At 70.5% G+C, this 26,376-nt stretch carries 21 protein-coding genes and 1 pseudogene; 10 read left to right on the forward strand and 12 right to left on the reverse strand.

Annotation, left to right across the window (positions count from 1 at the left end; translation table 11 throughout):
* The 9 genes from CSC64_RS05155 to ccmA all read right to left on the reverse strand — a co-directional run bounded on the left by CSC64_RS05155 (position 1) and on the right by ccmA (position 7,191).
* Positions 1-1,056 (reverse strand): tetratricopeptide repeat protein, encoded by a 1,056-nt coding sequence (locus tag CSC64_RS05155; protein ID WP_162434256.1) that lies wholly within the window; start codon positions 1,054-1,056, stop codon positions 1-3.
* Complete coding sequence (locus tag CSC64_RS05160) at positions 1,050-1,511, reverse strand: cytochrome c-type biogenesis protein (protein WP_162434257.1); 462 nt, start codon at positions 1,509-1,511, stop codon at positions 1,050-1,052. The genes CSC64_RS05155 and CSC64_RS05160 overlap by 7 nt, the downstream gene beginning before the upstream one ends.
* Entirely contained in the window at positions 1,508-2,101 is a 594-nt protein-coding gene (locus CSC64_RS05165) for a DsbE family thiol:disulfide interchange protein (RefSeq protein ID WP_162434258.1), read from the reverse strand. Before CSC64_RS05165 ends, CSC64_RS05160 begins: the two co-directional genes overlap by 4 nt.
* Positions 2,098-4,020: a heme lyase CcmF/NrfE family subunit gene (locus CSC64_RS05170; protein WP_162434259.1), complete on the reverse strand. Its 1,923-nt coding sequence runs from the start codon at positions 4,018-4,020 to the stop codon at positions 2,098-2,100. The genes CSC64_RS05165 and CSC64_RS05170 overlap by 4 nt, the downstream gene beginning before the upstream one ends.
* A 39-nt stretch (positions 4,021-4,059) precedes the next feature.
* Positions 4,060-4,524, reverse strand: a complete 465-nt coding sequence (gene ccmE, locus CSC64_RS05175) for a cytochrome c maturation protein CcmE (RefSeq protein WP_162434260.1) — start codon at positions 4,522-4,524, stop codon at positions 4,060-4,062.
* Positions 4,521-4,697 (reverse strand): heme exporter protein CcmD, encoded by a 177-nt coding sequence (ccmD, locus tag CSC64_RS05180; RefSeq protein WP_162434261.1) that lies wholly within the window; start codon positions 4,695-4,697, stop codon positions 4,521-4,523. Before ccmD ends, ccmE begins: the two co-directional genes overlap by 4 nt.
* On the reverse strand, positions 4,694-5,458 hold the full coding sequence (locus CSC64_RS05185; RefSeq protein ID WP_162434297.1) for a heme ABC transporter permease: 765 nt from the start codon (positions 5,456-5,458) through the stop codon (positions 4,694-4,696). The genes ccmD and CSC64_RS05185 overlap by 4 nt, the downstream gene beginning before the upstream one ends.
* A gap of 364 nt (positions 5,459-5,822) precedes the next feature.
* Positions 5,823-6,512 (reverse strand): heme exporter protein CcmB, encoded by a 690-nt coding sequence (gene ccmB / locus CSC64_RS05190; RefSeq protein ID WP_162434262.1) that lies wholly within the window; start codon positions 6,510-6,512, stop codon positions 5,823-5,825.
* Positions 6,513-6,552: 40 nt separating this feature from the next.
* On the reverse strand, positions 6,553-7,191 hold the full coding sequence (ccmA, locus tag CSC64_RS05195) for a heme ABC exporter ATP-binding protein CcmA (protein WP_162434263.1): 639 nt from the start codon (positions 7,189-7,191) through the stop codon (positions 6,553-6,555).
* 112 nt (positions 7,192-7,303) lie between these two features.
* On the opposite strand from ccmA, the gene CSC64_RS05200 reads away from it, so the two are divergent.
* From CSC64_RS05200 to CSC64_RS05210, 3 genes are all read left to right on the forward strand, one after another.
* Complete coding sequence (locus tag CSC64_RS05200; RefSeq protein WP_162434264.1) at positions 7,304-8,461, forward strand: pyridoxal phosphate-dependent aminotransferase; 1,158 nt, start codon at positions 7,304-7,306, stop codon at positions 8,459-8,461.
* Between the two features lie 14 nt (positions 8,462-8,475).
* Positions 8,476-9,291 (forward strand): amidohydrolase, encoded by an 816-nt coding sequence (locus tag CSC64_RS05205; protein WP_162434265.1) that lies wholly within the window; start codon positions 8,476-8,478, stop codon positions 9,289-9,291.
* A gap of 79 nt (positions 9,292-9,370) precedes the next feature.
* A complete protein-coding gene (locus CSC64_RS05210) occupies positions 9,371-9,814 on the forward strand; it encodes a hypothetical protein (RefSeq protein ID WP_162434298.1) in 444 nt (147 codons plus the stop codon).
* Positions 9,815-9,817: 3 nt separating this feature from the next.
* On the opposite strand, the gene rluB is transcribed toward CSC64_RS05210, so the two are convergent.
* The 3 genes and pseudogenes from rluB to CSC64_RS05225 form a co-directional block, all read right to left on the reverse strand.
* Positions 9,818-11,359 carry a 23S rRNA pseudouridine(2605) synthase RluB gene (gene rluB, locus CSC64_RS05215; RefSeq protein WP_162434266.1) on the reverse strand — a complete coding sequence of 514 codons (1,542 nt, stop codon included), beginning with the start codon at positions 11,357-11,359 and terminating at the stop codon, positions 9,818-9,820.
* Between the two features lie 20 nt (positions 11,360-11,379).
* A pseudogene (scpB, locus tag CSC64_RS05220) lies at positions 11,380-12,225 on the reverse strand (SMC-Scp complex subunit ScpB); the annotation flags it as partial.
* 38 nt (positions 12,226-12,263) lie between these two features.
* On the reverse strand, positions 12,264-13,178 hold the full coding sequence (locus CSC64_RS05225; RefSeq protein ID WP_162434268.1) for a segregation and condensation protein A: 915 nt from the start codon (positions 13,176-13,178) through the stop codon (positions 12,264-12,266).
* Between the two features lie 657 nt (positions 13,179-13,835).
* Here CSC64_RS05225 and CSC64_RS05230 point away from each other — a divergent pair.
* From CSC64_RS05230 to CSC64_RS05260, 7 genes are all read left to right on the forward strand, one after another.
* Positions 13,836-14,882, forward strand: coding sequence for a LacI family DNA-binding transcriptional regulator (locus CSC64_RS05230; RefSeq protein ID WP_162434269.1), 1,047 nt, complete (start codon positions 13,836-13,838; stop codon positions 14,880-14,882).
* Between the two features lie 38 nt (positions 14,883-14,920).
* Complete coding sequence (locus CSC64_RS05235) at positions 14,921-17,887, forward strand: TonB-dependent receptor (protein WP_162434270.1); 2,967 nt, start codon at positions 14,921-14,923, stop codon at positions 17,885-17,887.
* Positions 17,888-18,032: 145 nt separating this feature from the next.
* A complete protein-coding gene (locus CSC64_RS05240) occupies positions 18,033-19,679 on the forward strand; it encodes a glucoamylase family protein (RefSeq protein WP_425501675.1) in 1,647 nt (548 codons plus the stop codon).
* 50 nt (positions 19,680-19,729) lie between these two features.
* The gene (locus CSC64_RS05245) at positions 19,730-21,067 is read left to right on the forward strand and encodes a sugar ABC transporter substrate-binding protein (RefSeq protein WP_484573151.1); all 1,338 of its coding nucleotides are present in this window, start codon (positions 19,730-19,732) and stop codon (positions 21,065-21,067) included.
* Complete coding sequence (locus tag CSC64_RS05250) at positions 21,064-21,942, forward strand: carbohydrate ABC transporter permease (RefSeq protein ID WP_162434272.1); 879 nt, start codon at positions 21,064-21,066, stop codon at positions 21,940-21,942. Before CSC64_RS05245 ends, CSC64_RS05250 begins: the two co-directional genes overlap by 4 nt.
* A 25-nt stretch (positions 21,943-21,967) precedes the next feature.
* Entirely contained in the window at positions 21,968-22,804 is an 837-nt protein-coding gene (locus CSC64_RS05255; RefSeq protein WP_162434273.1) for a carbohydrate ABC transporter permease, read from the forward strand.
* A 439-nt stretch (positions 22,805-23,243) separates the two neighbouring features.
* Positions 23,244-26,372 (forward strand): discoidin domain-containing protein, encoded by a 3,129-nt coding sequence (locus tag CSC64_RS05260; protein WP_425501679.1) that lies wholly within the window; start codon positions 23,244-23,246, stop codon positions 26,370-26,372.
* Positions 26,373-26,376 lie beyond the last annotated feature (4 nt).

The raw sequence follows: 26,376 nt of genomic DNA on the forward strand, positions 1-26,376 counted from the left end.
TCAGGGGGCGATCAGGAGTTCGATGGGAGCGGTGGCGGGCAGGGTTACACGTACCGGGGCCGATTGCAGGTCGCCTTCGCTGCGGTTGGCGCTGCCGCTGGCGGAGACGCGCGCGAACACTTCGACTTCCTGCAGTGCGGACAGCTTCTGCGTCGGCATCGGGCTGTCGGCGTCGTCCAGCACCACTTCCAGCGGCAGGTCCGCCAGTGTCCTGCGCTCGACCGCCACCGGCATCGGCGGGCCATCGGGAATGCGCGCGATGACGAACACGGTGGCGTCGCCACGCAGGCGCACGCGTTCGGCGAAGGCCGGGTCGAGCGCGACCTTCACCGTCAGTGCGTTGGCCGTCGCCGCAGCGGTGGCCGCGGTCTTGCCCGCATCCGCCGCCGCCGCAGTCGTGCTGGCGGCAGGCAGCGGTTCCAGGCCGGCTTCGGCGCGGGCCTCGTCGATCTGCACGCGCAGGCTGCGCGCGGTGGCGGCATCGACCACGCCGAGCAGCGACGCCCAGGTTTCCGCCGCCTCGGCCGGTTGCCGCGACTGGCGCTGCGAGACGCCGAGGAACCAGGTCGCGCGCTGGTGACCCGGCTGCGTGGCCAGGGCCCGGTGCAGCCATTCCACCGCGGTGGCATCGAAGCGGCGCTGCGGATCGGCCACGGCGCGTGCTTCTGCCGCGTCGACCAGCAGGTCGGGCACGCCGGGGGCGAGTTCCACCGCGCGTGCATAGGAATCGCGTGCGGCGGCGGCGTTGCCGAGCGCGGCCTGCGAGCGGGCCAGCAGCGCCCAGCCTTCGGGCTGGTCCGGATTGCGCTGCAGTTCGGCCTCGAGCTGGGCCATGGCCTCGTCCAGGCTCTGCGGGTTGGCGCGGACCTCGGCCTGCAGCGCATCGGGCGTGCCGACCACGCGGTACAGCGCGAGCCCGGCCACGCCCAGGGCGAGCACGCCGGCGGCCCACTGCCACTGGCGGCCGCGCCACAGCGGCCACAGCACCCAGCCAAGCACCGACAGGGCGATGGCAGTGGCCAGGCCGGCAAACACCGCGGTGGCCGGGATCACCATTCCTGTTCTCCTTCGTCGCCGTCCTGTCGTGCCGGCGTGGCGGCGGCCCGGCGGCGCACGATCCAGGCCAGCAGCGCGGCGCCGCCGAGCAGCACCACGCCCGGGCCGAACCACAGCAGCCAGGTGTGCGAGGACACCGTCGGCCGGTACAGCACGAACTCGCCGTAGCGGTCGACCAGGAACTGCTTCACTTCGGCGTCGGACTTGCCCTGGTGCATCAGCGCCAGCACCTCGCGGCGCATGTCCTGGGCGATCTGTGCGTTGGAGTCGGCCAGCGACTGGTTCTGGCACATCACGCAGCGCAGCTCGGCGGTGAGGGCGCGGAAGCGCGCTTCCTCGGCGCTGTCGGCGAACTGCAGCGGCGTGGCGTCGCCGACCGGTTGCGCGTGCAGCGCCAGGCCCGGCGCGAAGGCCAGCATCATGCCGAGCAGCAGCGCGCGCAGCGGCCGCATCATCGCGCCTGCTCCACCTTTTCCAGCACCGGCAGCAGCTGGCTGGCGACGACTTCGTCGGTCAGCGGCCCGGTGTGCTTCCAGCGGACGATGCCGCTGCCGTCGACCAGGAAGGTCTCCGGCGCGCCGGCCACGCCCCAGTCCAGCGCGTAGCGACCCTCGTAATCGGCCAGCACCACGAAGAACGGGTTGCCGAACTGCTCCAGCCAGCGCAGCGCGTCGGCCGGCTCGTCCTTCCAGTTGTAGCCGACCACGCGCACGCGGCGGGTCTCGGCGAACTTCGTCAGCACCGGGTGCTCGTCGCGGCAGGCCGCGCACCAGCTGCCCCAGACGTTGAGCAGGTAGGGCGCGCCGCGCAGCCGGTCGGCGCCGAAGCTGATCGTCGGGTCGTGCAGGATCGGCAGCACGAAGTCCGGCGCCGGCTTGCCGATCAGCGCCGAGGGCAGCACGTCGCGGTCGGCGTCTCCCGAGCGCACCACGCCGTAGAGCATCAGTCCGACCAGGCCGATGAAGAACAGCGCGCCGATCACCACGGCCACCACCGGCAGGCCCTGCTTCGGAGTGATGGGATCGCCGGTTTCGGGGGTACTCATTTCGGTGTCTCCTGGGGCAGGCGGCGGAAGCGGCGGTCGGCCGCGGTGACCAGGCCGCCCAGCGCCATCAACAGTGCGCCGATCCAGATCCAGCGCACGAAAGGCTTGATATGCACGCGCACCGCCCAGGCGCCGTCGCCCAGGGGTTCGCCCAGCGCGACATAGACGTCGGCGGTGAGGCCCGGGCGCAGGCCGACCTCGGTCATCACCTGGCCACCGCTGGCGTAGGCGCGCTTCTCAGGGTGCAGCAGCACCAGCGGCCGGTCGTCGCGCAGCACCTGGACGTGGCCGCGGTCGGACAGGTAGTTCGGGCCCTGCTTCTGGTCCACGCCCTGGAACACGAAGCCGTAGCGGCCCACCTGCAGCGACTGTCCGGGCTTGAGCGCGACCTCGTGCTGTACGTTCTGCGCCTCCACCAGCAGGGCGCCGACCAGGAACACGGCGATGCCCAGGTGGCCCAGGGTCATGCCCCACATCTCCGCGGTCATCCGCCCGCTGTTGCGCAACCGACCCCAGACGAAGCGCAGCGTGCCCAGGGTGACCCAGGCCGCGCCGCCGACGCCCAGCGCGGTCTTCCACGGGCCCTGCGGGGCGGTGAAGTACGCGGCCACGCCCAGTCCCAGCGCCAGCGCGGCCCACGGCAGCAGCACCGCGACCACCTTCGAGGCCTGGTCGCGCTGCCAGCGCACCAGCGGCCCGAACGGTACCAGCGCCACCAGCGGCAGCATCAGCACGAAGAACAGCAGGCCGAAGTAGGGGGGGCCTACCGAGATCTTGCCCAGTCCCAGCGCGTCGGCCAGCAGCGGGTACAGGGTGCCGAGCAGGACCATGGCGCAGGCGCTGGCCAGCAGCAGGTTGTTCACCAGCAGCAGGGTCTCGCGCGAGACCGGCTGGAAGCCGGCGCCGGCCTGCAGGCGCCCGGCGCGCAGCGCGTACAGCAGCAGCGAGCCGCCGATCACCGCCACCAGGAACACCAGGATGAACACGCCGCGCGACGGGTCGGCGGCGAACGCATGCACGCTGGTCAGCACGCCGGAACGGACGAGGAAGGTCCCCAGCAGCGACAGCGAGAACGCAGCGATCGCCAGCAGCAGGGTCCAGCCGGCGAAGCTGCCGCGCTTCTCGGTCACCGCCTGCGAGTGGATCAGGGCCGTGCCGGCCAGCCACGGCATGAAGATCGAGTTCTCGACCGGGTCCCAGAACCACCAGCCGCCCCAGCCCAGCTCGTAGTACGCCCACCAGCTGCCCAGGGCCATGCCCAGGGTCAGGAAGGCCCAGGCGACGTTGGTCCACGGCCGGGTCCAGCGCAGCCAGCGCGCATCGACGTTGCCATCCAGCAGCGCGGCGATGGCGAAGGCGAACGGTACCGCGAAGCCGACATAGCCCACGTACAGCAGCGGCGGATGGAAGATCAGGCCCGGGTCCTGCAGCAGCGGATTGAGGTCGTGGCCCTCGGCGGCCGCCGGCAGCAGGCGCACGAACGGATTGGAGGTGAAGATCATGAAGGCCAGGAAGCCGACCGCCACCAGCCCCATCACCCCGAGCACCCGCGCCACCACCTGTTGCGGCAGCTTGCGCGAGAACACGGCCACCGCCGCGCTCCACAGCCCCAGCACCAGCGCCCACAGCAGCAGAGAGCCCTCGTGCGCGCCCCATACCGCCGAGTAGCGGTAGATCATCGGCAGCAGCGAGTTGGAGTTGGTGGCGACGTACTTCACCGAGAAGTCCTGGACCACGAAGGCCCAGGTCAGGATCGCGAAGGCGCCGGCCAGCAGCAGCATCTGCGCGTATGCGGCGGGCCGCGCCACCGCCATCCACGCGGTGTTGCCGCGATGGGCGCCGGCCAGCGGCAGCACCGCCTGCAGCGCCGCGACCAGCAGCGCCAGGACCAGCAGGACCTGGCCAAGCTCAGGCAGCATGAGGGCCTCCGGCGATGTGGCCGGCGAAGATGCGCGCCATCAAGGCGACGGCTCCGCGGCGGCTGCCTGCACGTCGTGCTTCTGGTGGGCCTTGCCCATCTTGTCGGCCACTTCCTTGGGCATGTAGGTCTCGTCGTGCTTGGCCAGCACGTTCTCGGCGACGAACACGCCGTCCTGCATGCGCCCTGTGGCGACCACCGCCTGGCCCTCGCGGAACAGGTCCGGGAGGATGCCGGTGTAGACCACCGGCAACTGCGCGTCGCCGTCGGTGACGCGGAAGTGCGCGTCCATCGAGCCGGCGGCGCGCTTGAACGAATCCTTCTCGACCATGCCGCCGAGGCGGAAGCGGGCATGCTCGCCGGCATCTCCGCGCAGCACTTCGGCCGGGGTGTACAGGTAGGCGACGTTGCGCTGCAGGGCCATCGCCACCAGCGCGGTGGCCACGCCTGAAGCCAGCACCAGCAACAGCACGAAGATCAGGCGACGCTTGCGGGTCGGGTTCAACGGCTCAGCTCCACCGCCGGGTCGGGCTTGCCGGCCGGCTTGCGTTCGCGCGCGGCGCGCAGGCGCGCGGCACGCAGTTCGCGCCGCAGTTGCAGCCGCGGCGCCAGGAAATCCCACAGCATCACCAGCGCGAACACCGCGTAGGCGCCGATCACGTAGGGCAGGTAGCTCACGCCTTCTCCTCCACCAGCCCGTCCTCCGCCAGCTTTCGCACCCAGTCCTTGCCGGATTCGCGGCGCAGGTTGTCGGCGCGCGCGCGCGCCAGCAGCGAGCCGGCGAACCAGAACTTGGTGCCGATCACCATCCACCACAGCGGCGCCATCATGCTCGGGTCCAGGCTGGATTCGCCGAACACACGGATGGTCTGGCCCTGGTGCAGCGAATCCCACCACTCAACCGAGTAACGGATCACCGGCAGCAGGGCCACGCCGACGATCGCCAGCAGGCCAGCGGCGCGTGCCGAGGCGCGGCGGTCGTCGCCGGCGTGGTACAGGCCGATCACGCCCAAGTACAGGAACAGCAGGACCAGTTCGGTGGTCAGGCGCGGATCCCAGTCCCACCACGTGCCCCACATCGGCTTGCCCCAGATCGAGCCGGTGGCCAGGGTGATCACGGTGAAGGCCGCGCCGATGGGCGCGCAGGCCATCGCCAGGATCTCGCACAGCTTGATCCGCCAGATCAGCGCGATGGCCGCGTACAGCGCCATCAGCGCGAACACGAACATGCTCATCCAGGCCGCCGGCACGTGGATATAGAGGATCCGCGCGCTGTCGCCCTGCTGGTAGTCGGCCGGCACGTGGAACAGCGCCAGCCACAGGCCCACGCCCAGGGTCAGCACCGCCGCAGCCCAGCACCACGGCGCCCAGCGCGCGGCGAAGCGGTCGAAGTACGGCGGCGAGCCGAGGAGGTGGAACCAGCGGAACACCGGGTTCATGGAGAAGATCGCATCGCTCGCATTTGGCGCCGGCAGGCCCTGGGCCCGGCCGGACAGGCTCGAATGGCCCATTTTTCCAGACTCCGCCCCCCGGGCCAAGCCAAGCCCCTGGTCAGAATGTCCCCCCCGTCCGCCGCCAGCCCCTTCCGCCCCATTGTAGGAGCCCACTTCAGGGGGCGACCCGACGCGGATCTGGCGCAGCGGCGGTGAATGCGGCCGTTCCGGAGGGGACGCGTTGAGCGCGGCGCCTTCCGGCGGCGCGGGGGCGCCCCCTGAAGTGGGCTCCTACAGAGGGGGGCGCAATGGCGCGCCCGCCGCCGGGGGGCGCAATGGCGGTACACGCCGCAGGGGCGGCGTGCCGCCTTTATCCCTGGGCGATCCGGATCGCGGCCGCCGCCGCCAGCGGCGCCAGCACCGCCGACAGCACCAGCATCGCCGCCATCAGCAGCAGCGCGCCGCTGGCGTCCAGTCCCTGCGCGCTGGCGGCCACGCTGCCGGCGCCAAACACCAGCACCGGCACGTACAGCGGCAGCGCCAGCAGCGCCACCAGGATGCCCGAGCGCTTCAGCCCGACGGTGAGCGCCGCCACCACCGCGCCGAGCAGGCTCAGCACCGGCGTGCCCAGCAGCAAGGTCAGCATCAGCATGGGCAACTGCGCGCGCGGCAGGTACAGGAACTCGCCCAGCACCGGCACCACCAGCAGCAGCGGCACCGCCGTGGTCAGCCAGTGGCCGAAGGTGCGCACCGCCACCAGCCAGGCCAGCGGCACCGGCGCCAGGATCCACTGTTCCAGCGAACCGTCCTCGGCATCGCCGCGGAACAGGCTGTCCAGCGAAAGCAGCCCGGCCAGCAGCACCGCCACCCAGACTGCGTACGGCGCGACGAAATCGCGCAGCACCTGCTTCCCGCCGCCCAGCGCCAGGGCGAACATCACCACCACCAGCAGCGCGAACAGCGCCGGCTGCAGCGCATCGCCGCGACGGCGCCAGACCAGGCGCAGGTCGCGCAGGAGCAGGGCGCGGGCGGCCTGCGCCAGCGAGGGCGTGGCGCTCACAGAAGCTCCCCGGCGATGCCCGCGGCGCGGCGGATCCGGCTCATGCCGCCGTCCCCAGTTCCAGCATGCGCGTGCGCACCGGCGGCGCGGCGTAGGCGCCGTGGGTGGTGACCAGCGCCGCGCCGCCGTCGCGCAGGTGCGCCGAGATCATCCGGTTGACCAGGTTGATGCCTTCCAGGTCGAGGTTGGCGTAGGGCTCGTCGAGCAGCCACAGCGGCGCCGGCGCCAGCCACAGGCGCGCCAGGCTCACGCGCTTCTTCTGCCCGGCGGAAAGCTGCCGCGCCGGCGCATCCTCGTAACCGGCCATGCCGGTGACCGCCAGCGCGTCGCCGATCGACTGGCGCGGGCGGCGGCCGTGCAGGCCGCAGAGGAATTCCAGGTTTTCCTGCACCGACAGCTCGCCCTTCAGCGCTGGCAGGTGGCCAAGGTAGGCGATGGCATGCGCGCGCAGCGCCGGCGCGGCGGAGCGGCCCTCAATCTCGACCCGGCCGGCGTCGGCGCGCAGCAGCCCGGCCAGCACCCGCAGCAGGGTGGTCTTGCCAGAACCATTGCTGCCCTGGACCAGCAGCGCCTCGCCGGCGTCCACAGCGAAATCGAGCGGCCCGAACACGGGCGCCTCGTTGCGGGCGAAGGCCAGGCCACGGGCGGCCAGCAGCGGGGAAGGGGACGCGTTGGTCATCGGCGCGCATTGTAGCGGTGGCCGGGCCGCCGCAATGGGGCGGCCCAGCCACTTCGCCGGCCATCGCCTTTGCGTACACTCGGCGGTCCCGACATTCCAGGCCCGGACCGCGATGCCGCTGCAGACCCCGCAGACCAAGCTGCCCAAGGTGGGCACCACCATCTTCACCGTGATGTCGCAGCTGGCTGCCGAGCACGGCGCGGTGAACCTGGGCCAGGGTTTCCCGGATTTCCCGGTGCCGCAGCGGCTGGTGGACGAACTGGACGCGGCCATGCGCGCCGGCCACAACCAGTACGCGCCGATGACCGGGGTGCCGGCGCTGCGCCAGGCCATCGCCGGCAAGGCGCTGCGCTGCTACGGCGCCATCGTCGACCCGGACACCGAGATCACCGTCACCAGCGGCGCCACCGAAGCGATCTTCAACGCGATCCACGCGGTGGTGCGCCCGGGCGAGGAAGTGATCGTGCTCGACCCGGCCTACGACTGCTACGAACCGGCGATCGACCTGGCCGGTGCGCGTGCGGTGCACGTGCCGCTGGATCCGGCGACCTTCGCCGTGGACTGGGAGCGGGTGCGCGCGGCGGTCACGCCGAAGACCCGGATGATCATGGTCAACAGCCCGCACAACCCGTCCGGGGCGATGTTCTCGGCCGACGACATGCGCGCGCTGGCCGGGCTGCTGCACGGCACCGGCATCTGGCTGCTCTCCGACGAGGTCTACGAACACATCGTGTTCGACGGCGCCCGCCACGAGTCGGCACTGCGCTGGCCGGAGCTGCGCGAGCGCGCCTTCGTGGTGTCGAGCTTCGGCAAGACCTACCACTGCACCGGCTGGAAGGTCGGCTACGCGATCGCGCCGCCGGCGCTGACCGCCGAGTTCCGCAAGGTCCACCAGTACAACGTGTTCTGCACGTTCGCGCCGGCGCAGCACGCCTTTGCCGCGATGATCCGCGACGAGCCGCAGCACGACGAGCAGCTCGGCGCGTTCTACCAGACCAAGCGCGATCGCTTCCGCGAACAGCTGCTGGGCACGCGGCTGCAGCCGCTGCCGGTGCCGGGCGGCTACTTCCAGCTGGTCGACTACTCGGCGGTGAGCGACCTGCCGGACTTCGAGTTCGCCAGGTGGCTGACGGTGGAGGAGGGCGTGGCCGCGATCCCGCTGTCGCCGTTCTACGAAAGCCCGCCGCCCGGGCAGCGCCTGGCGCGGCTGTGCTTCGCCAAAAACCAGGCCACCCTGGACGCGGCGATCGAGCGGCTGCGCCAGCTGTGAAGGAGCCAGGAGCCATGCACGACCTGCGCATTTCCCTGGTCCAGGGCGACACCCGCTGGCACGACCCGGCGGCCAACCGCGACTACTACGCCGCGCTGGTTGCACCGCTGGCCGGCACCACCGACCTGGTGGTGCTGCCGGAGACTTTCACCAGCGGTTTCTCCAACGACGCCATCGACAAGGCCGAAGACATGGACGGGCCGACCGTGGCCTGGATCCGCGACCAGGCGCGCGCGCTCGGCGCGGTGGTGACCGGCAGCGTGCAGCTGCGCATCGCCGATGGCACGGGCGCTTCGAAGGTGTTCAACCGGCTGCTGTGGGCCACGCCCGATGGCGGGCTGCAGTGGTACGACAAACGCCACCTGTTCCGCTACGCCGGCGAGCACAGGCGCTACGCCGCCGGGCGCGAGCGCCTGTGCGTGGAACTGAAGGGCTGGCGGATCAATCCCCAAGTCTGCTACGACCTGCGCTTCCCGGTGTTCTGCCGCAACCGTTTCGACGTGGAGCGGCCGGGGCAGTTGGACTTCGACCTGCAGGTGTTCGTCGCCAATTGGCCCTCGCCGCGGGCGTACGCGTGGAAGACGCTGCTGCGGGCGCGGGCGATCGAGAACCTGTGCTACGTGGCGGCGGTGAACCGGGTCGGCGTGGACGGCAACCAGCTGGCCTACGATGGCGACAGCGCGGTGATCGACTTCCTCGGCCAGCCGCAGGTGGAGGCGCACGGGTGCGAGCAGGTGCTGACCACCACGCTGTCGGCGGCGGCGCTGGCGGCGCACCGCGAGCGCTTCCCGGCCATGCTCGACGCCGACCGCTTCGACCTGCACCCGTAGGGCCGGGCTTGCGCTGTATGCTCGGCGTGCACCGTCACTGCCACCGGAGGTTGCCATGTCCCGTTCCCCGCAAACCCCGATGCCGCGCCGGCGCGGCCTGAGTCTGGCGCTGCCGGCACTGCTGGCGCTGGTCCTGGCGCCCGCCGCGCAGGCGGCCGGCAACGTCGACTGCAAGCTGCACTTCAACCTGTCGGGCTGGTCGGCGTTCTACAAGACCGCCAAGGGCAACGGCACCATCACCTGCGACGACGGCAGCAGCCTGCCGGTGCGGATCAGCGCCAAGGGCGGTGGCATCACCTTCGGCAAGTCCACGATCGAGAACGGCACCGGCGAGTTCTCCGGCGTGCACAACATCCGCGAGACGCTCGGCACCTATGCGGCGGCCGAAGCGCACGCCGGCGCGGTCAAGTCGAGCAAGGCGCAGGTGATGACCAAGGGCGAGGTTTCGCTGGCCCTGGCCGGCACCGGCAAGGGCTGGGACCTGGGCGTGGCCTTCGGCAACTTCGTGATCGAGCCGCGCTGAGGGTCAGCGCGGACCGCGGTTGCCGCCGCGCGGGGCGCCACCCGGACGCCCGCCGGGGCGCTGGTTGCCGCCGGGACGGTTGCCGCCGCCGCCGGGCCGCGGGCCTTGGCCGCGCGGGCCGCGGTTGCGGTCCTGCGCATGGCCGTGGCCATGGCCACCGCCCGGATTGGCGTGGTCGGACGGGAAGTGCGGTGCGTTGCCCGGATGGCCGTACGGACGCGGCTTGCGCGCGCCGGCGCCTTGGCCCTGTGCCTGGCCGCCGCCGGCAAATCCGCCGCCGCCCGCGCCGCCGCCGGGCCTGCCGCCCGGCTTGCCGTAGCGCGGCTTGCCGCCGGGACCGGCGTTGCGGTGGCCGCTCGGGCCGGTGCTCACCCCTTCGGGCACGTACCAGGTGCGGAACGCGGCCGGATTACCGTCCGGCAGCGGCTTGGGACCCTTTTCCTTGCGCTGCTTGAACGGCTTCTGCGACTGCTTGGCCGCCATCTCGCCGCTGACCGTGAGCCCGCCATGCGGCTTCTTGCCGCCGCGGCCGCCGCGACGGTCCTCGCGCACGTGGTCGAAGCGGCGCAGTTCGCGGCCTTCGTCGGCGGTGTTGTGGCCGTTGACGTAGGCCTGGCCCGGCGCGCGCGCGCCGCCGCCGACGTGCACGGTCGACTTGGCCGCGCGGCGCTGGCCGATCACCGGCTGCAGGGTCAGGGTCGATGCGGCCGTGTCCTCCAGCGCCAGCGCCTTGCGCAGTGCCTCGACCTGTTCGGCCGGCAGTTCCTGCGAATGCCCGCGCAGCAGTTCGCGCGGCAGGCCCACCTGGCCGTAGCGGGTGCGCTTGAGCCGGCTGACCTGGCAACCCTGCGATTCCCACAGGCGCCGCACTTCGCGGTTGCGGCCTTCCTTGACCACGACCTTGAACCAGTCGTGCGAGTCGGTGCCGCCGATGCGTTCGATCTGGTCGAACTTCGCCGGGCCGTCCTCCAGCGCCACGCCGCGGGCGAGGCGGTCGACGACGTTGTCCGGCACGCTGTCCTGGCCTTCCGGGGCGCGCACGCGCACCACGTACTCGCGCTCGACCTCGTGCGAGGGATGCATCATCGCGTTGGCGATCTCGCCGTCGGTGGTCAGCAGCAGCAGGCCGCTGGTGTTGATGTCCAGCCGGCCGATCGCGATCCAGCGCGCGCCCTTCAGCCGCGGCAGGGACTCGAAGATGGTGGGGCGGCCCTCGGGGTCTTCGCGGGTGGTCACTTCGCCCTCGGGCTTGTTGTAGACCAGCACGCGCGCCGGCTCGGTCAGGGCCGAGGCGACGAAGGCCTTGCCGTCCAGCTCGACCTTGTCGCCGCTGCGGATGCTCTGGCCGACCTGGGCGGTCTCGCCGTTGACCTTGACCAGGCCGTCGGCGATGCGCTGCTCCAGCGCGCGGCGCGAACCGAGCCCGGCCTGGGCCAGGACCTTGTGCAGGCGCTCCTCGACCTTCGGCGCGGGGGCGGCGGTATTTTCTTCGCCGCGCTTGAGCGAGAGCTTGCCGAGGGGCTTGCGGGGGGTTGGATCATTCATCAGTTGCTGCTCCGGCCGGTGCTTTCGTCGTCGGCCTGGGTTTCGGGATCGCCATCGGCCGGGTCGGCCGCGGGCGGGGTGGAGGTGTCTCGGGTGCCTTCGCTGGTGTCTTCGTCGCTGTCGTCGGACACGTCGGCGTCGATCGCGTCGGCGCCAGCTTCGGCGTCGGCGTCGGTTCCGGCGTCAGCGCCGGGGTCCTGGTCGTCGCCGCCGTCCGCGTCGTTGGCCGCGCCGTCGTTGCCGGTCTCGTCGGCCGATGCTTCATCGGCGTCGGTTGCGGCCAGGCCGGCCTGCACCGGCGCGGTGTCCGGATCCAGCGGCAGCTGCGGCTCCAGTTCGCCGATGTCCTTCAGCTCGGACAGCGGCGGCAGTTCGTCCAGGCGCTTGAGCCCGAAATAGTCGAGGAAGCCCTTGGTGGTGCCGAACAGCGCCGGCTTGCCGGGCACGTCGCGGTGGCCGACCACGCGGATCCATTCGCGCTCTTCCAGCGCCTGGATGATGTTGCTGCTCACCGCCACGCCGCGGACCTGTTCGATCTCGCCGCGGGTGATCGGCTGGCGGTAGGCGATCAGCGCCAGGGTTTCCAGGGTGGCGCGGGTGTAGCGGGTCTTGCGCTCGGTCCACAGCCGCGCGACCCAGCCGTGGACGTCGGCCTTGACCTGGTAGCGGAAGCCCGAGGCGACCTCGACCAGCTCCACGCCGCGGTCTTCGCAGGCGGCGGCGAGCTGCTCCAGCGCGGCCTCTACGCTGCCGGCCGGGGCCGGGGCGTCCTCGGGGAACAGTGCATGCAGCTGCGCAAGCGCCAGCGGCTGGTTCGCGGCCAGCAGGGCAGCCTCGACGATACGGTTGATCAGCGCCTGGTCCATGGATCGGTGGTGTCCGGGTTGAAGGGGTGCGCGCGGCGTCAGCCCGCGGCCGGCTCGCTGGCGTCGTCGCCATCGTCGAACTCGCTGTGGAACTGCAGCGGTTCGTTGGTGTTGCCGATCGCCAGCGAGCGCACATAGATCGGTGCCAGCGGCGCGTCCTGGACGATGTCCAGCAGCTGTTCCTTGGCCAGCTCCAGCAGCGAGAGGAAGGTGACCAGCACGCCGAGCTTGCCTTCCTCGGCGGTGAACAGCGATTCGAAGCGATGGAACTGGCCGTCGTCCAGCCGCTGCAGTACGTCGCCCATGCGCTGGCGCACACTCAGCGCCTCGCGCCTGATGTGGTGGCCGCTGAACAGCTCGGCGCGCTTGAGCACGTCGTGCAGGGCCAGCAGCATCTCGCGCAGGTCCACCGCTGGCGGCAGCCTCACCACCGCCCGGTCCGGCACGAAGGCCTGCACCGGGGTGGTGTCGCGGTCCTGGCGCGGCAGGGCGTCGATGTCCTCGGCAGCCTGCTTGAAGCGCTCGTACTCCTGCAGGCGGCGGACCAGCTCGGCGCGCGGGTCGGCCTCGTCGCCGTCCTCGCTCACCGGCCGCGGCAGCAGCATCCGCGACTTCACCTCGGCCAGGATCGCGGCCATCACCAGGTATTCGGCCGCCAGCTCGAAGCGCAGGTCCTGCATCGCGCCGATGTAGTCCACGTACTGGCGGGTGATCTCGGCGACCGGGATGTCGAGGATGTCCAGGTTCTGCCGGCGGATCAGGTACAGCAGCAGGTCCAGCGGGCCTTCGAAGGCGTCGAGGATGACCTCGAGCGCGTCCGGCGGGATGTACAGGTCCTGCGGGATCTGCAGCAGCGGCTGCCCATGGACCATCGCCAGCGGCATTTCCTGCTGCTGCGGGGCCGGAGGCGGCTGCGTTGTCGGGGTCGCGTCTTGCGCGGGTTCGGAACTCATCTGCTCGGAAGCCAGGCCCGGTAGGGGGCGCGCGGCGCTGCGCATGGAGGGCGCACGCCGCGCCTGCGATGGCGGCCGTCGCCGGAGGGCCGGGACGGGGCGCCGCTACAAGCACATCAATACAGGCCCGGCACCGCATGGGGCGGTGGCCGACAGCCGGGGAGGTCGTCTGCGCGTGGCGGGATGGGGCAGCGGTGCGGTTCGCCGGGAATGGCGGCACCCGAAGGATGGTCACATCCTGTGGGAGCCCGGGTGTCCCCTTGCCGGCGTGGCCGCTGCTTCCGGCCAACGTGTGAAAGCAAGGGTAAGCGCTGGCGGCCGGCGCTGTCCAGCGTGGCCGGGAGCGCGGTCAGGACGGGTTGGGCCGCGCCTGGCCGGGAGGGGGCGCGGCGCAGGGAGCCAGGAAGCCTGCGCCGGACGATCGGGCAGGGCCCGCGCGCGCGCCCCACTTGCAGATGACGACCCGGTCGCCGACCCTGTGAACGGCCCGCACGCGACGCGCCGGGGCGAGTCGCCATATTGCGGTGCAACATCGCATAGGCCGCTTATCCCACTGATTCCGGTACGGAATCGCCGATCACAATGGGCCTTTGCATTGCGCCTGAAAACGGTTACAGTGCGGCGGCCGGTCGCCTGATCCGACCGGGAGGGAGCGGGATGGGGCGCCAGGCGGTCACGATCCGCGATGTCGCGCGCGAGGCCAACGTCTCGGTGGCGACCGTGTCCCGGGCCTTGAACGGGCACAGCAACGTCGCCGAGCCGGTCCGCCAGCTGGTGCTCGAGGTCGCCCGGCGCATGCGCTACAGCCCGCACGCCGCCGCGCGCAGCCTGTCCAGCCGCAGCACCCAGACCATCGGCGTGGTCCTGCCGGACCTGCACGGCGAATTCTTCTCCGAACTGATCCGTGGCATCGACGCGCGCGCGCGCAGCGCCGGCCGCCACCTGCTGCTGTCCAGCTACCACGGCGACCCGGAAGAGCAGGCCGCCGCGCTGCGCGCCATGCGCGGGCGGGTGGACGGCCTGCTGGTGATGTCGCCGTATGCCTCGCGGCCGGGCTTCCTGACCGAGAACCTGCCGCAGCCGCTGCCGGTGGTGCTGATGAACACCCGCCAGGACGAGCCTTCCTGGCCTGCGTTCGAGATCGACAACCACGCCGGCGCGATGGCGATGACCACGTACCTGCTGTCGCTGGGCCACCGCCACATCGCCTTCATCGGCGGACCCGAACACAACCACGACGCCAGCGAGCGCCTGCGCGGTTTCCGCGACGCGATCGCCGCGCATCCGGGTGCGCGCGGCAGCGAATTCCCGGGCGACTTCGACGACGCCTCCGGGCACCGCGCCGGGCGCGCGATCGCCGCGGCGAAGGAGCGCCCCGACGCGGTGTTCGCGGCCAACGACATGATGGCGCTCGGCTGCCATTACGCATTCGCCCAGGCCGGCGTCGACGTGCCCGGCGAAATCGCACTGGCGGGCTTCGACGACATCCCGCTGGCGCGCTTCATTCACCCGTCATTGACGACGATGAGGGTGAGTATCGACGAACTCGGTGACAGCGCATTGAAGCGACTGCTCGCGCTGATCGAGGCGGGCGAACCGGCGGTGGCCGAGCGCCACGTGCTGGTGCCGGAACTGGTTGTGCGCCAGTCGAGCGGAACACCGGTGGCGGCCAAGGCCGGTCCCGGCAAGAAGAAGAAAACCTAGACGAAACACCCGCTGCATCACTCCTGGGAGGGAAATCGATGAACGGCACACGCAACAGAACACCTGCACGCAGGATCCTGGCCGCGGCCCTGGCAAGCTGCCTGGCGCTGGGCGCGGCACCGGCGATGGCGCAGAGCACCGGCGCCACCATCCGCGGCCAGGTGATGGCCGATTCGGCGCCGGCGGCCGACGCGCAGATCGTCGTGGTCAACACCACCACCGGGCTGCGCCGCACGGTGCAGGCCGGCGCGGACGGCAAGTACTCGGTCGCCGGCCTGCCGCCGGGCACCTACCGGATCGAAGTCCAGGCGGGCGGCCAGAGCAGCGTGCGCGAGCTGACCGTGCAGGTCGGCCAGACCGCGACCGTGGATCTGGGCGTGGGCGGCGTGGCCGAGACCGCGACCGCCGGCGCGGCGACCACCCTGGATACGGTGCAGGTGGTGGCCACCGCGGTGGAGACGCGCACCTCGGAAGTGGCGACCTACATCAGCAACAAGCAGATCGAGGCGCTGCCGCAGAACAGCCGCAACTTCCTCGCCTTCGCCGACACGGTGCCGGGCGTGCAGTTCATCACCGACGCCAGCGGCAACACCCGGCTGCGCTCGGGCGCGCAGAACGCCAACGCGGTCAACGTCTTCATCGACGGCGTGGGCCAGAAGAACTACGTCACCACCGGTGGCGTCAGCGGCCAGGACACCAGCCGCGGCAATCCGTTCCCGCAGTCGGCGATCGGCGAGTACAAGGTCATCACCCAGAACTACAAGGCCGAGTACGACCAGCTCAGCAGCGCCGCCGTGGTCGCCGCCACCCGCTCGGGCAGCAACGAGTTCGAAGGCAGCTTCTTCTGGGACTACACGATGACCGACTGGCGCTCGGCCACCGACTTCGAGCGCCGGCCCGGCGCGACCAAGGCCGAGAGCAAGCAGGAACAGTACGGCGTTTCCTTCGGCGGGCCGATCGTCAAGGACGTGGCCCACTTCTTCCTGGCCTATGAGGCCAAGGAGTTCAGCAGCCCGCGCACCTTCAGCCTGGGCCGGGGCTACACCGTCGACCAGCTGCCGCCGGAACTGCAGCGCCAGTACGGCGACGGCCCCTTTACCTCGCCGTTCAAGGAAGACCTGTACTTCGGCAAGATCGACTGGGCGATCGGCGAGAACCACTACTTCGAGCTGACTGCCAAGTATCGCGACGAGAGCGAGACCATCCAGGTGGAAGGGCAGCGCCTGCCGCCGGCGGCCACGCTCAACACCAACGACGAGACCCGCGTGGACCTGCGCTGGCAGTGGACCGCGGGCGACTGGCTCAACGATGCGCACATCACCTACGAGGACGCGTTCTGGAGCCCGCAGCCGGCGAACTTCATGCCCGGCTACTTCCTCAGCGACGGCAACTGGTGGGACACCATCGTCCGCAGCGGCGGCGGCGACAACTACCAGGACAAGGGCCAGGAGGGCTGGTCGTTCCAGGACGACCTGACTTTCACCGGCTGGGCCGACCACACGGTCAAGATGGGCCTGAAGTACAAGAAGGTCGACCTCGATACGCTCGAGCAGAACAAGTACAACCCGCAGTTCTACTACGACATCCACGAGAGCCTGGGCGTGCCGACCCACGTCGAGTTCGGCGCGCCGGTGGCCGGCTACGGCGACGGCACGGTGAGTTCGGGCAACAGCCAGTTCGGCATCTACATCCAGGACGACTGGCAGGTCAACGAACACCTGACCGTGAACATGGGCGTGCGCTGGGACGTGGAGACCACCCCCAGCTACGAGGACTTCGTGACCCCGGCCGACGTGGTCACCGCGCTGCAGAACTCCAACACCAACCTGCCCAACACGGGTGTGGACATCAACGACTACATCAGCACCGGCGGCAACCGCGATCCGGACCGCAACAACTGGGCGCCGCGCCTGGGCTTCTCCTACGACCTTGGCGCCGACCAGCGCCACGTGATCTTCGGCGGCGCCGGGCGTTCCTACGACCGCAACCTGTTCGACTACCTGCAGAACGAGGTGTCCAAGGGCAGCTGGGGGCAGTACGTCTACAACTTCAACACGCCGATGCATCCCTGCGCGGTGGGCGTGGACGCCACCTGCCGCGACTGGGATCCGCGCTACCTGGATCCGGAGTTCCTGCGCGCCTCGTCGGTCGCCGGCGGCGGGCGCGAGATCTTCCTGATGGACAACAACCTGGTGGTGCCTTACTCCGACCAGTTCGGGCTGGGCATGCGCAACGCCTTCGACGCCTGGGGCCACGGCTGGAACACCGAGGTGATGTATTCGTACGTGCGCAGCCACGACGGCATCGCCTTCCTGCTCGGCAACCGGCGCCCTGACGGGCTGTTCTTCCCGCCGACCCCGCCGGATGCGACCGATCCGCCGCCGTGGGGGCAGGGCTTCGCGCCGTTCTCCAACCTGATCCTGGGCCAGAACGCGCTGGAGACGCGCACCAGTTCGGTCTACGTGAAGCTGGAGAAGCCGTACACCCGGTCCTCCGGCTGGGGCGCGACCTTCGCCTACACCTGGACCGACTCGGAGCAGAACAGCCCGATCAACGGCTGGCCGGGCGCGTTCAACGCCGAGAACATCGAGGACTACGGCTGGTTCCCGGGCCTGGTGCCGGAGAACCGCGTCGTCGCCTCGGGTATCGTGGATGGCCCGTGGGGGCTGATGTTCTCGGGCAAGGGCGTGTGGTCGGATGCGACCCCGCGCTACTACCAGAACTGCAACATGTCGGCCTGGGCCTACTGCCACTTCGACAGCTACACGCCGTCGGACGACTTCAAGCAGGTCGACCTGGCGGTGGAGAAGGTGTTCGACACCGGCACCAACATCGCGCTGCGGATCCGGCTCGACGTGCTCAACGTGTTCGACTGGACCAACTACTCCGGGTACGAGGACTGGCGCGGTGGCGCCACCGAGCCGCAGAACCCGTTGTGGGGCACGCCGAACGCGATCGCGCTGCCCACGCGCACGTTCAAGCTCGGCATCGGCATCGACTGGTGAACGCGCGGCGGCCGCCCGGGACACCTCTCCCGCCCGGGACGGTCGCCGCGTATCTTCCCGCCCGTGCGCCGCCGGTCCGTCGCGCACGGGCGGGCCGGGAAGCGGCGGAGACGGCCCGTGGCACGGAATGGCAAGGGGAACTGGCGTGAGATGGCGGCAATTGCGGATCGGGGCGACGATGGCCATCGCGGCGTGGCTGCTGGCCGCGTGCGGTCGTGAACCGCCGCCGCCGCCGGCGCAGCCACCGCCGCCGAAACCCGACGTGGTGATGATCGAGCCGGTGCTGCCCGAGCGGCCGCCGCGGCCGGAGCTGCCGCCGCTGTTCCGCGACATCGAGAAGCGCACGTTCCAGTTCTTCTGGGACACCACCAACGAGCAGAACGGGCTGACCCCGGACCGCTACCCGTCGCGGCCGTTCGCCAGCATCGCCTCGATCGGCTACGCGCTCACCGCCTATCCGATCGGGATCGAGAACGGCTGGGTCAGCCGCACCCAGGCGGTGGACCGCACCCTGACCACGCTGCGCTTCCTGCGCGACATCCCGCAGGGGCCGCAGCGCACCGGCAAGGGCGCCTACCACGGCTTCTACTACCACTTCCTGGACATGCAGCAGGGACACCGCTACGACAGCTGGGTCGAGCTGTCCAGCGTGGACACCGCGCTGATGATGATGGGCGTGCTGTTCGCCCAGGCCTACTACGACGGCGAGGACCCGCGCGAGGCCGAGATCCGCCGCATCGCCGACCAGCTCTACCGCAAGGTCGACTGGTCCTGGCTGCAGCAGCGCGAGCCGCTGGTGTCGATGGGCTGGTTCCCGGAGAGCGGGTTCATCGTCCACGACTGGATGGGCTACAACGAGGCCATGCTGCTGTACATCCTGGCGCTGGGTTCGCCGACCCACCCGGTCAGCCCCGACGCGTGGACGGTGTGGACGCGCACCTACGACAACGACTGGGGCGTGTACTACGGCCAGGAGTACCTGTCGTTCGGGCCGATGTTCGGCCACCAGTACAGCCATGTCTGGATCGACTTCCGCGACATCCAGGACCAGTACATGCGCGCGCGCGGCATCGACTATTTCCTCAACAGCCGCCGCGCCGCGCTGGCCCACCGCGAGTACGCCATCGCCAACCCGATGAAGTGGCGCGACTATGGCGAGAACGTGTGGGGCCTGACCGCCGGCGACGGCCCGCAGAACACCCGCCAGATCTACCGCGGCGAGGAACGCGAGTTCAGGCACTACTCCTCGCGCGGCGCCGGCCTGCGCGAGAACTTCGACGACGGCACCATCGCCCCGACCGCGGCGATCTCCTCGATCGTGTTCGCCCCGGAAGTGGTGATCCCGGCCACCGAGGAGATCCACCGCCGCTACGGCGACTACCTGTATTCCAGCTATGGCTTCCTGGATTCGTTCAACCCGAGCTTCGATTTCGAGATCCCGCTCAAGACCGGGCGGCTGGTGCCGGGCAAGGGCTGGGTGGCCAGCGCCTACATCGGCATCGACCAGGGGCCGATCCTGGCGATGATCGCCAACTACCGCAACGAATTCGTCTGGACGGTGATGAAGAAGAGCCCGTACATCCGCAAGGGCCTGGAACAGGCCGGCTTCCGCGGCGGCTGGCTCAGCCCGGACGGGGCGGCCGGGGCCGATGCGCAGGCCGACGCACAGGCCGATCCGGAAGCGGCGGGCGCGCGCGCGCTGGGCATGGGCGAATCGCGTGCAGCGGCCGGCGCGGCGCAGCAGCGGCGGGAACGGCCCGCCGGCAACCGCGCGCAGCCACCGCGGCCGTGAGCGAAGCGCGCGATCGCGGCAAGGGCGCGCGCGTGCGCGCGGCGGCGGGCGTGGCCGCCTGCGGGCTGCTGGTCCTGGGCTGCCTGGCCGTCGCCGGGTGCCGCCGCGAGGGGCCCGAGCCGCTGCGCTTCTGGGCGATGGGCCGCGAGGCCGAAGTGGTGGCCGAACTGGTCCCGGAGTTCGAGCGCGAGACCGGGATCAAGGTCGACATCCAGCAGATCCCGTGGACCGCGGCGCACGAGAAACTGCTCACCGCGTTCGCCGCGGACGGCCTGCCGGACGTGTGCCAGCTCGGCAACACCTGGCTGCCGGAGTTCGCCGCGCTGGGCGTGCTGGAGCCGCTGCAGCCGTTCGTCGATGCCTCCACGGTGATCGCTCCGGACGATTATTTCCCCGGCATCTGGGACACGGCGAAGATCGACGGCGAGCTGCTGGGCATCCCCTGGTACGTGGATACGCGGCTGCTGTTCTACCGCAAGGACATCCTGCGCGAGGCGGGGGTGGCGCAGCCGCCGCGGACCTGGGCCGAGTGGGAAGCGGCGATGGCCGCGGTCAAGCGCCACGTCGGCCCGGAGCGCTACGCGATCCTGATGCCGCTCAACGAATTCGAGCAGCAGCTGTCGCTGGCGCTGCAGCAGGACGATCCGCTGCTGCGCGACCACGACAACCGCGGCAACTTCCAGAGCCCGGGTTTCCGCCGCGTGCTGGCGTTCTACGCCAACATGTTCGAGCAGGGGTGGGCGCCGAAGATGTCCGAGACGCAGATCTCCAACGTCTGGGACGAGTTCTTCAACGGCTTCTACGCCTTCTACCTGTCCGGGCCGTGGAACATCCGAGAGTTCCGCAAGCGCCAGCCGGCGGCGCTGGAAGGGCAGTGGGGGACGATGCCGCTGCCGGGGCCCGACGGCCCGGGCGCGGGCATCGCCGGCGGCACCAGCCTGGTGATCTTCCGCGGTTCGCCGCGCCAGCAGCAGGCGTGGAAGCTGATCGAATTCCTGTCGCGGCCGGAGATCCAGCAGCGCTTCCACGCCATGATCGGCGACCTGCCGCCGCGGCGCAGCACCTGGGAACATCCGTCGCTGGCCGGCGACGAACTGTCGCGCGCGTTCCGCGAACAGCTGGAGCGGGCCAAGTCCCCGCCCAAGGTGCTGGAGTGGGAGCGGATCGTGCAGGAGATGCGCATCGCCACCGAGCGCGTGGTCCGCGGCGGCCAGGACCCGGACCAGGCGCTGCGCGAGCTGGACCAGCGGGTGGACGAGATACTGGCCAAGCGGCGGTGGATGTACGAGCGTGACCAGGCCGCGGGCGTGGACGGTGGCGCGGGTGCGAAGGCTGGCGAAGGCGAAGCCCCGCGAGAGCCGACCACGACTGCGGAGGTGCCGCGATGAGCCGCTCGCTCGCCGGCTGGGTGTTCGCCGCGCCCGCGCTGCTGGTGATCGGCGTGTTCTTCGGCCTGCCGGTGCTGGCCGCGCTGGCGCTGAGCCTGACCGATTTCGACCTGTACGCGTTGGCCGACCCTGGCAACCTGCGCTTCATCGGCCTGGACAACTACCTGGACCTGCTGCGCACGCCGATGTTCTGGAAGGCGCTGTGGAACACCACCTACTTCGTGGTGGTGGGCGTGCCGCTGTCGATCGCGGTGTCGCTGGGTGCGGCGCTGCTGCTCAACGCGCCGGTGGCGCGGTTCAAGGCGCTGTACCGCACCGCGCTGTTCGCGCCGGTGGTGACCACCCTGGTGGCGGTGGCGGTGATCTGGCGCTACCTGTTCCACACCAGCTATGGCCTGGTGAACTGGGCGCTGGGGCACGTGGGGATCTCGCCGGTGGACTGGCTGGGCGATCCGCGCTGGGCGATGCCGACCATCATCCTGTTCGCGGTGTGGAAGAACTTCGGCTACAACATGGTGATCTTCCTGGCCGGCCTGCAGGCGATCCCGCAGGACCTGTACGAGGCCGCGCGCATCGACGGCGCCTCGCGCTGGCGGCAGCTGCTGCACATCACCCTGCCGCAGCTGGGCCCGGTGCTGCTGGTGGTCGGCGTGATCACCGTGTCCGGCTACTTCCAGCTGTTCGCCGAGCCCTACGTGATGACCCGCGGCGACCCGCTGCAGAGCACGGTCAGCGTGCTGTACTTCATGTTCGAGGAAGGCTTCAAGTGGTGGAACCTGGGTCGCGCCTCGGCGGTGGCGTTCCTGCTGTTCCTGATCATCCTCGCGGTGACCACGCTGATGCTGCGGCTGGGCCGGCGCAAGGAGCTGGTATGAGGCGCGTGGGCGCGGAGGACGTGCGATGAGCCGCGAGGTCGGGCAGTCGCGCACGCATGCGCTGCTGGTCAACGGCGCGCTGCTGCTGCTGGCGGCGGTAAGCCTGGCGCCGCTGCTGTGGATGGTGTCGGTGTCGTTCATGCCGGCCGGCGAAGCCAGCCGCTTCCCGCCGCCGCTGCTGCCCTCGGCGCCGACCTTCGCCAACTACCACGAGATGTTCGCGCGCACCGGCATGGCGCGCAATTTCGCCAACAGCGTGCTGGTCTCGGTGGCGATCACCCTGGGTTCGCTGCTGTTCAACACCCTGGCCGGCTACGCCTTCGCCAAGCTGCGCTTCGCCGGGCGCGAGCGGGTGTTCCAGGGGCTGCTGGCGGCGCTGGTGGTTCCTGCGCAGGTGGCGATGCTGCCGCTGTTCCTGCTGATGAAGCAGTTCGGGCTGGTGAACACCTATGCGGGCGTGGTGGTGCCGGCGCTGGCGGGTGTGTTCGGGATCTTCCTGGTGCGGCAGTACGCGCGCTCGATCCCGGACGAGCTGCTGGAGGCGGCTCGGATCGACGGGGCGGGGGAGTGGCGGATCTTCTTCCGGATCGTGCTGCCGATGCTCAAGCCGGTGCTGGTGACGCTGGCGATCTTCACCTTCATGGCGGCGTGGAACGATTTCATGTGGCCGCTGATCGTGCTCACCAACCAGGAGCACTACACGCTGCCGGTGGCGCTGGCGTCGCTTTCACGCGAGCACATCATGGACGTGGAGATGATGATGGCGGGGGCGGTGGTGACTGTGCTGCCGGTGCTGCTGCTGTTCCTGCTGCTGCAACGCTACTACCTGCAGGGGTTGTTGCTGGGTAGTGTCAAAGGGTGAGGTGGGTTTGATGGTTTTTCTGTTGCGGGTTTTCGGGCTGGTTGGTGGGGCGTCGGCTTGCGTGCTTCGTCGCGGGGCTGGCGCGATGCCCCGGGCCGGGACCCGCCGTGAATCCATCCATGGAGGCTCTTGGGCGCCATCCATGGCGCCCAAGGTCCCGGCCCGGGGCATCGCACCAGCCCTCCAGGTGTTCTCGTGGACGGATGGAAGAAGCCTGGAAGCCGGAACCACGCAGGAATCCACGGCCGTTTCCGGACCTTCCGCTCTTGCTGCTCCGGTCAGGTCGCCACTGGATTCCGGAGGCGAGGCATGGCAGCCCCTGGCGCAACCTTCGGCGCCATGGATGGCGCCGAAGAGCCTACATGGACGTACTTGCGGCGGGTTTCGCCAAGGGCCGCCATGCCTCGCCCTTCGCGCCGCCCAGGGCTTCGCCTTCGCTCTGGCTTTCGCAATCGCTCCCGTAGTCGCCATTGCTGCCGAAGGGGCGCAGCCACAGCCACGGGTGCTGGATGACTTCGAAGACGCCACGCCCTGGCGCGTGGTTACCTCCAACCAGGTCAGCGGCAGCCTCCGCCAGGTGGAAGGAGTGGAGGGCAGGGCGCTGTGCCTGGACTACGATTTCAATGGCGTGTCCGGGTACGTCGGGATCCAGCGCGACCTGGCGCTGGAGTTCCCGGAGAACTACCGCTTCGGCTTCCAGCTGCGTGGCGACTCGCCGGCCAACGACCTGCAGTTCAAGCTGGTGGACGCCAGCGGCGACAACGTGTGGTGGGTGAACCGGCCGAAGTTCGACTTCCCGCGCGAATGGACCGAAATACGCTACCGGCAGCGTCACATTTCGAAAGCCTGGGGCCCTGATCCGGACAAGACCCTGCGCCGCAGCGCGAAGATCGAGTTCACCATCTACAACAATGCCGGTGGCGCCGGGTCGGTGTGCTTCGACCAGCTCACCTTTGAAACGCTGCCAGCGGATCCGGCGACGCCGCCGCAGGCGGTGGCGGTCGAAGCCAGCGCCTCGCAGGCGACCGCGGGGCTGGCCATCGACGGCGACCTTGCCACGGCCTGGCGAGCGTCGGGGCGGCAACGCTTCGTGCTGGACATGGGCCAGGTGCGCGAGTTCGGCGGCCTGCGCCTGCACTGGGCCACGCCGGCGCAGCGGCCGCAGCGGTACTCGATCGAACTCGACGACGCCCGCGACGGCGGCTGGCGCCAGGTGCGCACGGTCGAGCAGGGGCGCGGCGACACCGACTGGATCGCACTGCCCGAAGCCGAGGCGCGTCGCATCGCGCTGGTGCTGGACGGCGGCGACCATGCGCTGGCCGAAGCGCAGGTGCAGCCGCTGGCGTTCTCCGCGCACCCGAACGACTTCATCAAGGCGGTCGCCGCCGACCTGCCGCGTGGCTGGCTGCCGCGCGGGTTCAGCGGGGAGCAGCCGTACTGGACCATCGTCGGCATCGACGGCGGGGTGGAGCAGGGGCTGATCGGCGAGGACGGTGCGGTCGAAGTCGCGCGCGGTGGCTTCAGCATCGAGCCGTTCCTGCTCGATGCCGGCAAGCTGCTCAGCTGGGCCGACGTGCGCACCGGGCAGGGGCTGCGGCCGGGCGGGATCCCGATGCCGAACGTGACCTGGACGCAGGCCGGTGCCGCGGACGGCACGCCGCCGCTGCTGGACGTGCTCGCCTTCGCCCAGGGCACGCCGCAGGACTCGCAGCTGGTGATGCGCTACCGGCTGTCCAATCCGCATCCGCAGGCGCGCGACTACACCCTGGCGCTGGCGGTGCGGCCGCTGCAGGTCAATCCGCCCAGCCAGTTCCTCAACACCATCGGCGGCGTCAGCAGGATCGCAAAGCTCGCCTTCGACGGTGGCACGGTCGAGGTGGATGGCCGGCCGCGCGTGTTCGCCGACCGCGCGCCCGACGCGGCGTTCGCCACGCCGTTCGACGCCGGGCTGGAGGTGGCGCGCCTGGCCGCCGGCGATGTGCCGGCGACGACGGCGGTCGAGGATCCGAACGGCCTGGCCTCGGGCATGCTGCTGTACCGCTGGCGTCTGGCGCCGGGTGAAACAAGTGAGGTCGCGCTGGTCGCGCCCTTGAGCGGGCCGGTGCGGATGCCGCAGGACTTCGATGCGCAGGCGGCGACGCGGCGGGTCGAAGCGCAGTGGCAGGACCTGCTCGGCCAGGTACGGTTGCGCCTGCCTCCCCAGGGGCAGGCGTTCGCCGATACCGTGCATACCGCGCTGGCGCACATGCTGGTCTCGCGCGTGGGCGCGCGGCTGCAGCCGGGGACGCGTTCGTACTCGCGCAGCTGGATCCGCGACGGGGCGATGATCTCCGAGGGCCTGCTGCGGCTGGGCCGGCCGGAGGTGGTGCGCCAGTACCTGGAGTGGTACGCGCCGTACCAGTTCGACAACGGCAAGGTGCCGTGCTGCGTCGACGACCGCGGCAGCGACCCGGTGCCGGAGAACGACAGCCACGGCGAGCTGGTCTTCAACATCGCCGAGTACTGGCGTTACAGCGGCGACCGCGCCTTCCTGGAGAAGATGTGGCCGCATGTCGAAGGCGCCTTCGGCTACATGGAGCAGTTGCGCGCCAGCGAGCGCACCGCGGCGAACCGGAAACTGGACCCGGCGTTTTACGGGATGATGCCGGCCTCGATCAGCCACGAGGGCTATTCGGCCAAGCCGATGCACTCGTACTGGGACAACTTCTGGGCGCTGCGCGGCTACAAGGATGCGGTGGAGATCGCGCGGGCGCTGGGCCGCGACGCCGACGCGGCGCGGATGGCGAAGGCGCGCGACGAGTTCCGCGCCGACCTGGCGGCCTCGCTGCGTGCGGCCACCCGTCGCCATGGCATCGACTACCTGCCCGGCGCGGCCGAGCTCGGCGACTTCGACCCGACCTCGACCACGATCGCGCTGGCCCCCGGCGGCGAGCAGGACTGGCTGCCGCGCGACCTGCTGGAGAACACCTTCGAGCGCTACTGGCGCGAATTCGTGCAGCGCCGCGACGGCCAGCGCGAGTGGAAGGACTACACCCCGTACGAATGGCGCAATGTCGCCGCGTTCGTGCGCCTGGGCTGGCGCGAGCGGGCTTGGGAGGTGGTGGAGTATTTCTTCGACGACCGCGCGCCGCGCGACTGGAACCAGTGGGCCGAAGTGGTCTCGCGCACGCCGCGCACGCCGTTCTTCGTCGGCGACCTGCCGCACGCCTGGGTGGCCTCGGACTTCCTGCGTTCGGCGCTGGACATGTTCGCCTACACCCGCGAGCGCGACGACAGCCTGGTGCTGGCCGCGGGCGTGCCGGTGGCGTGGCTGGAAGGCGAGGGCATTGCGGTCGAGGGCCTGTACACGCCGCATGGGCGGCTGGGCTACTCGCTGCGCAGGAGCGATGGCGAGTTGCGGCTGGATGTAGCCGCCGACGCCGGCCTGCCGCCGGGCGGCCTGGTGCTGCCATGGCCGTTCGCCGGCGAGCCCGGCGCGACCACGATAGATGGCGAGCCGGCGCAGTGGGAGAGCGGCGAGCTGCGCATCACCCGCCCCGGCGCGCAGGTGCGCATCGTCGCGCGCTGAAGCG

The sequence above is a fragment of the Pseudoxanthomonas koreensis genome (genome assembly GCF_010093225.1).
In the GTDB taxonomy this organism is placed as follows: domain Bacteria; phylum Pseudomonadota; class Gammaproteobacteria; order Xanthomonadales; family Xanthomonadaceae; genus Pseudoxanthomonas; species Pseudoxanthomonas koreensis.

Bases quoted from the DNA above. Each gene is read 5' to 3' on its own strand.
- CSC64_RS05155 (WP_162434256.1), bottom strand. From the start codon at position 1,056: ATGGTGATCCCGGCCACCGCGGTGTTTGCCGGCCTGGCCACTGCCATC.
- CSC64_RS05160 (WP_162434257.1), bottom strand. From the start codon at position 1,511: ATGATGCGGCCGCTGCGCGCGCTGCTGCTCGGCATGATGCTGGCCTTC.
- CSC64_RS05165 (WP_162434258.1), bottom strand. From the start codon at position 2,101: ATGAGTACCCCCGAAACCGGCGATCCCATCACTCCGAAGCAGGGCCTG.
- CSC64_RS05170 (WP_162434259.1), bottom strand. From the start codon at position 4,020: ATGCTGCCTGAGCTTGGCCAGGTCCTGCTGGTCCTGGCGCTGCTGGTC.
- CSC64_RS05185 (WP_162434297.1), bottom strand. From the start codon at position 5,458: ATGAACCCGGTGTTCCGCTGGTTCCACCTCCTCGGCTCGCCGCCGTAC.
- ccmA (WP_162434263.1), bottom strand. From the start codon at position 7,191: ATGACCAACGCGTCCCCTTCCCCGCTGCTGGCCGCCCGTGGCCTGGCC.
- CSC64_RS05200 (WP_162434264.1), top strand. From the start codon at position 7,304: ATGCCGCTGCAGACCCCGCAGACCAAGCTGCCCAAGGTGGGCACCACC.
- CSC64_RS05205 (WP_162434265.1), top strand. From the start codon at position 8,476: ATGCACGACCTGCGCATTTCCCTGGTCCAGGGCGACACCCGCTGGCAC.
- CSC64_RS05210 (WP_162434298.1), top strand. From the start codon at position 9,371: ATGCCGCGCCGGCGCGGCCTGAGTCTGGCGCTGCCGGCACTGCTGGCG.
- rluB (WP_162434266.1), bottom strand. From the start codon at position 11,359: ATGAATGATCCAACCCCCCGCAAGCCCCTCGGCAAGCTCTCGCTCAAG.
- CSC64_RS05225 (WP_162434268.1), bottom strand. From the start codon at position 13,178: ATGAGTTCCGAACCCGCGCAAGACGCGACCCCGACAACGCAGCCGCCT.
- CSC64_RS05230 (WP_162434269.1), top strand. From the start codon at position 13,836: ATGGGGCGCCAGGCGGTCACGATCCGCGATGTCGCGCGCGAGGCCAAC.
- CSC64_RS05235 (WP_162434270.1), top strand. From the start codon at position 14,921: ATGAACGGCACACGCAACAGAACACCTGCACGCAGGATCCTGGCCGCG.
- CSC64_RS05250 (WP_162434272.1), top strand. From the start codon at position 21,064: ATGAGCCGCTCGCTCGCCGGCTGGGTGTTCGCCGCGCCCGCGCTGCTG.
- CSC64_RS05255 (WP_162434273.1), top strand. From the start codon at position 21,968: ATGAGCCGCGAGGTCGGGCAGTCGCGCACGCATGCGCTGCTGGTCAAC.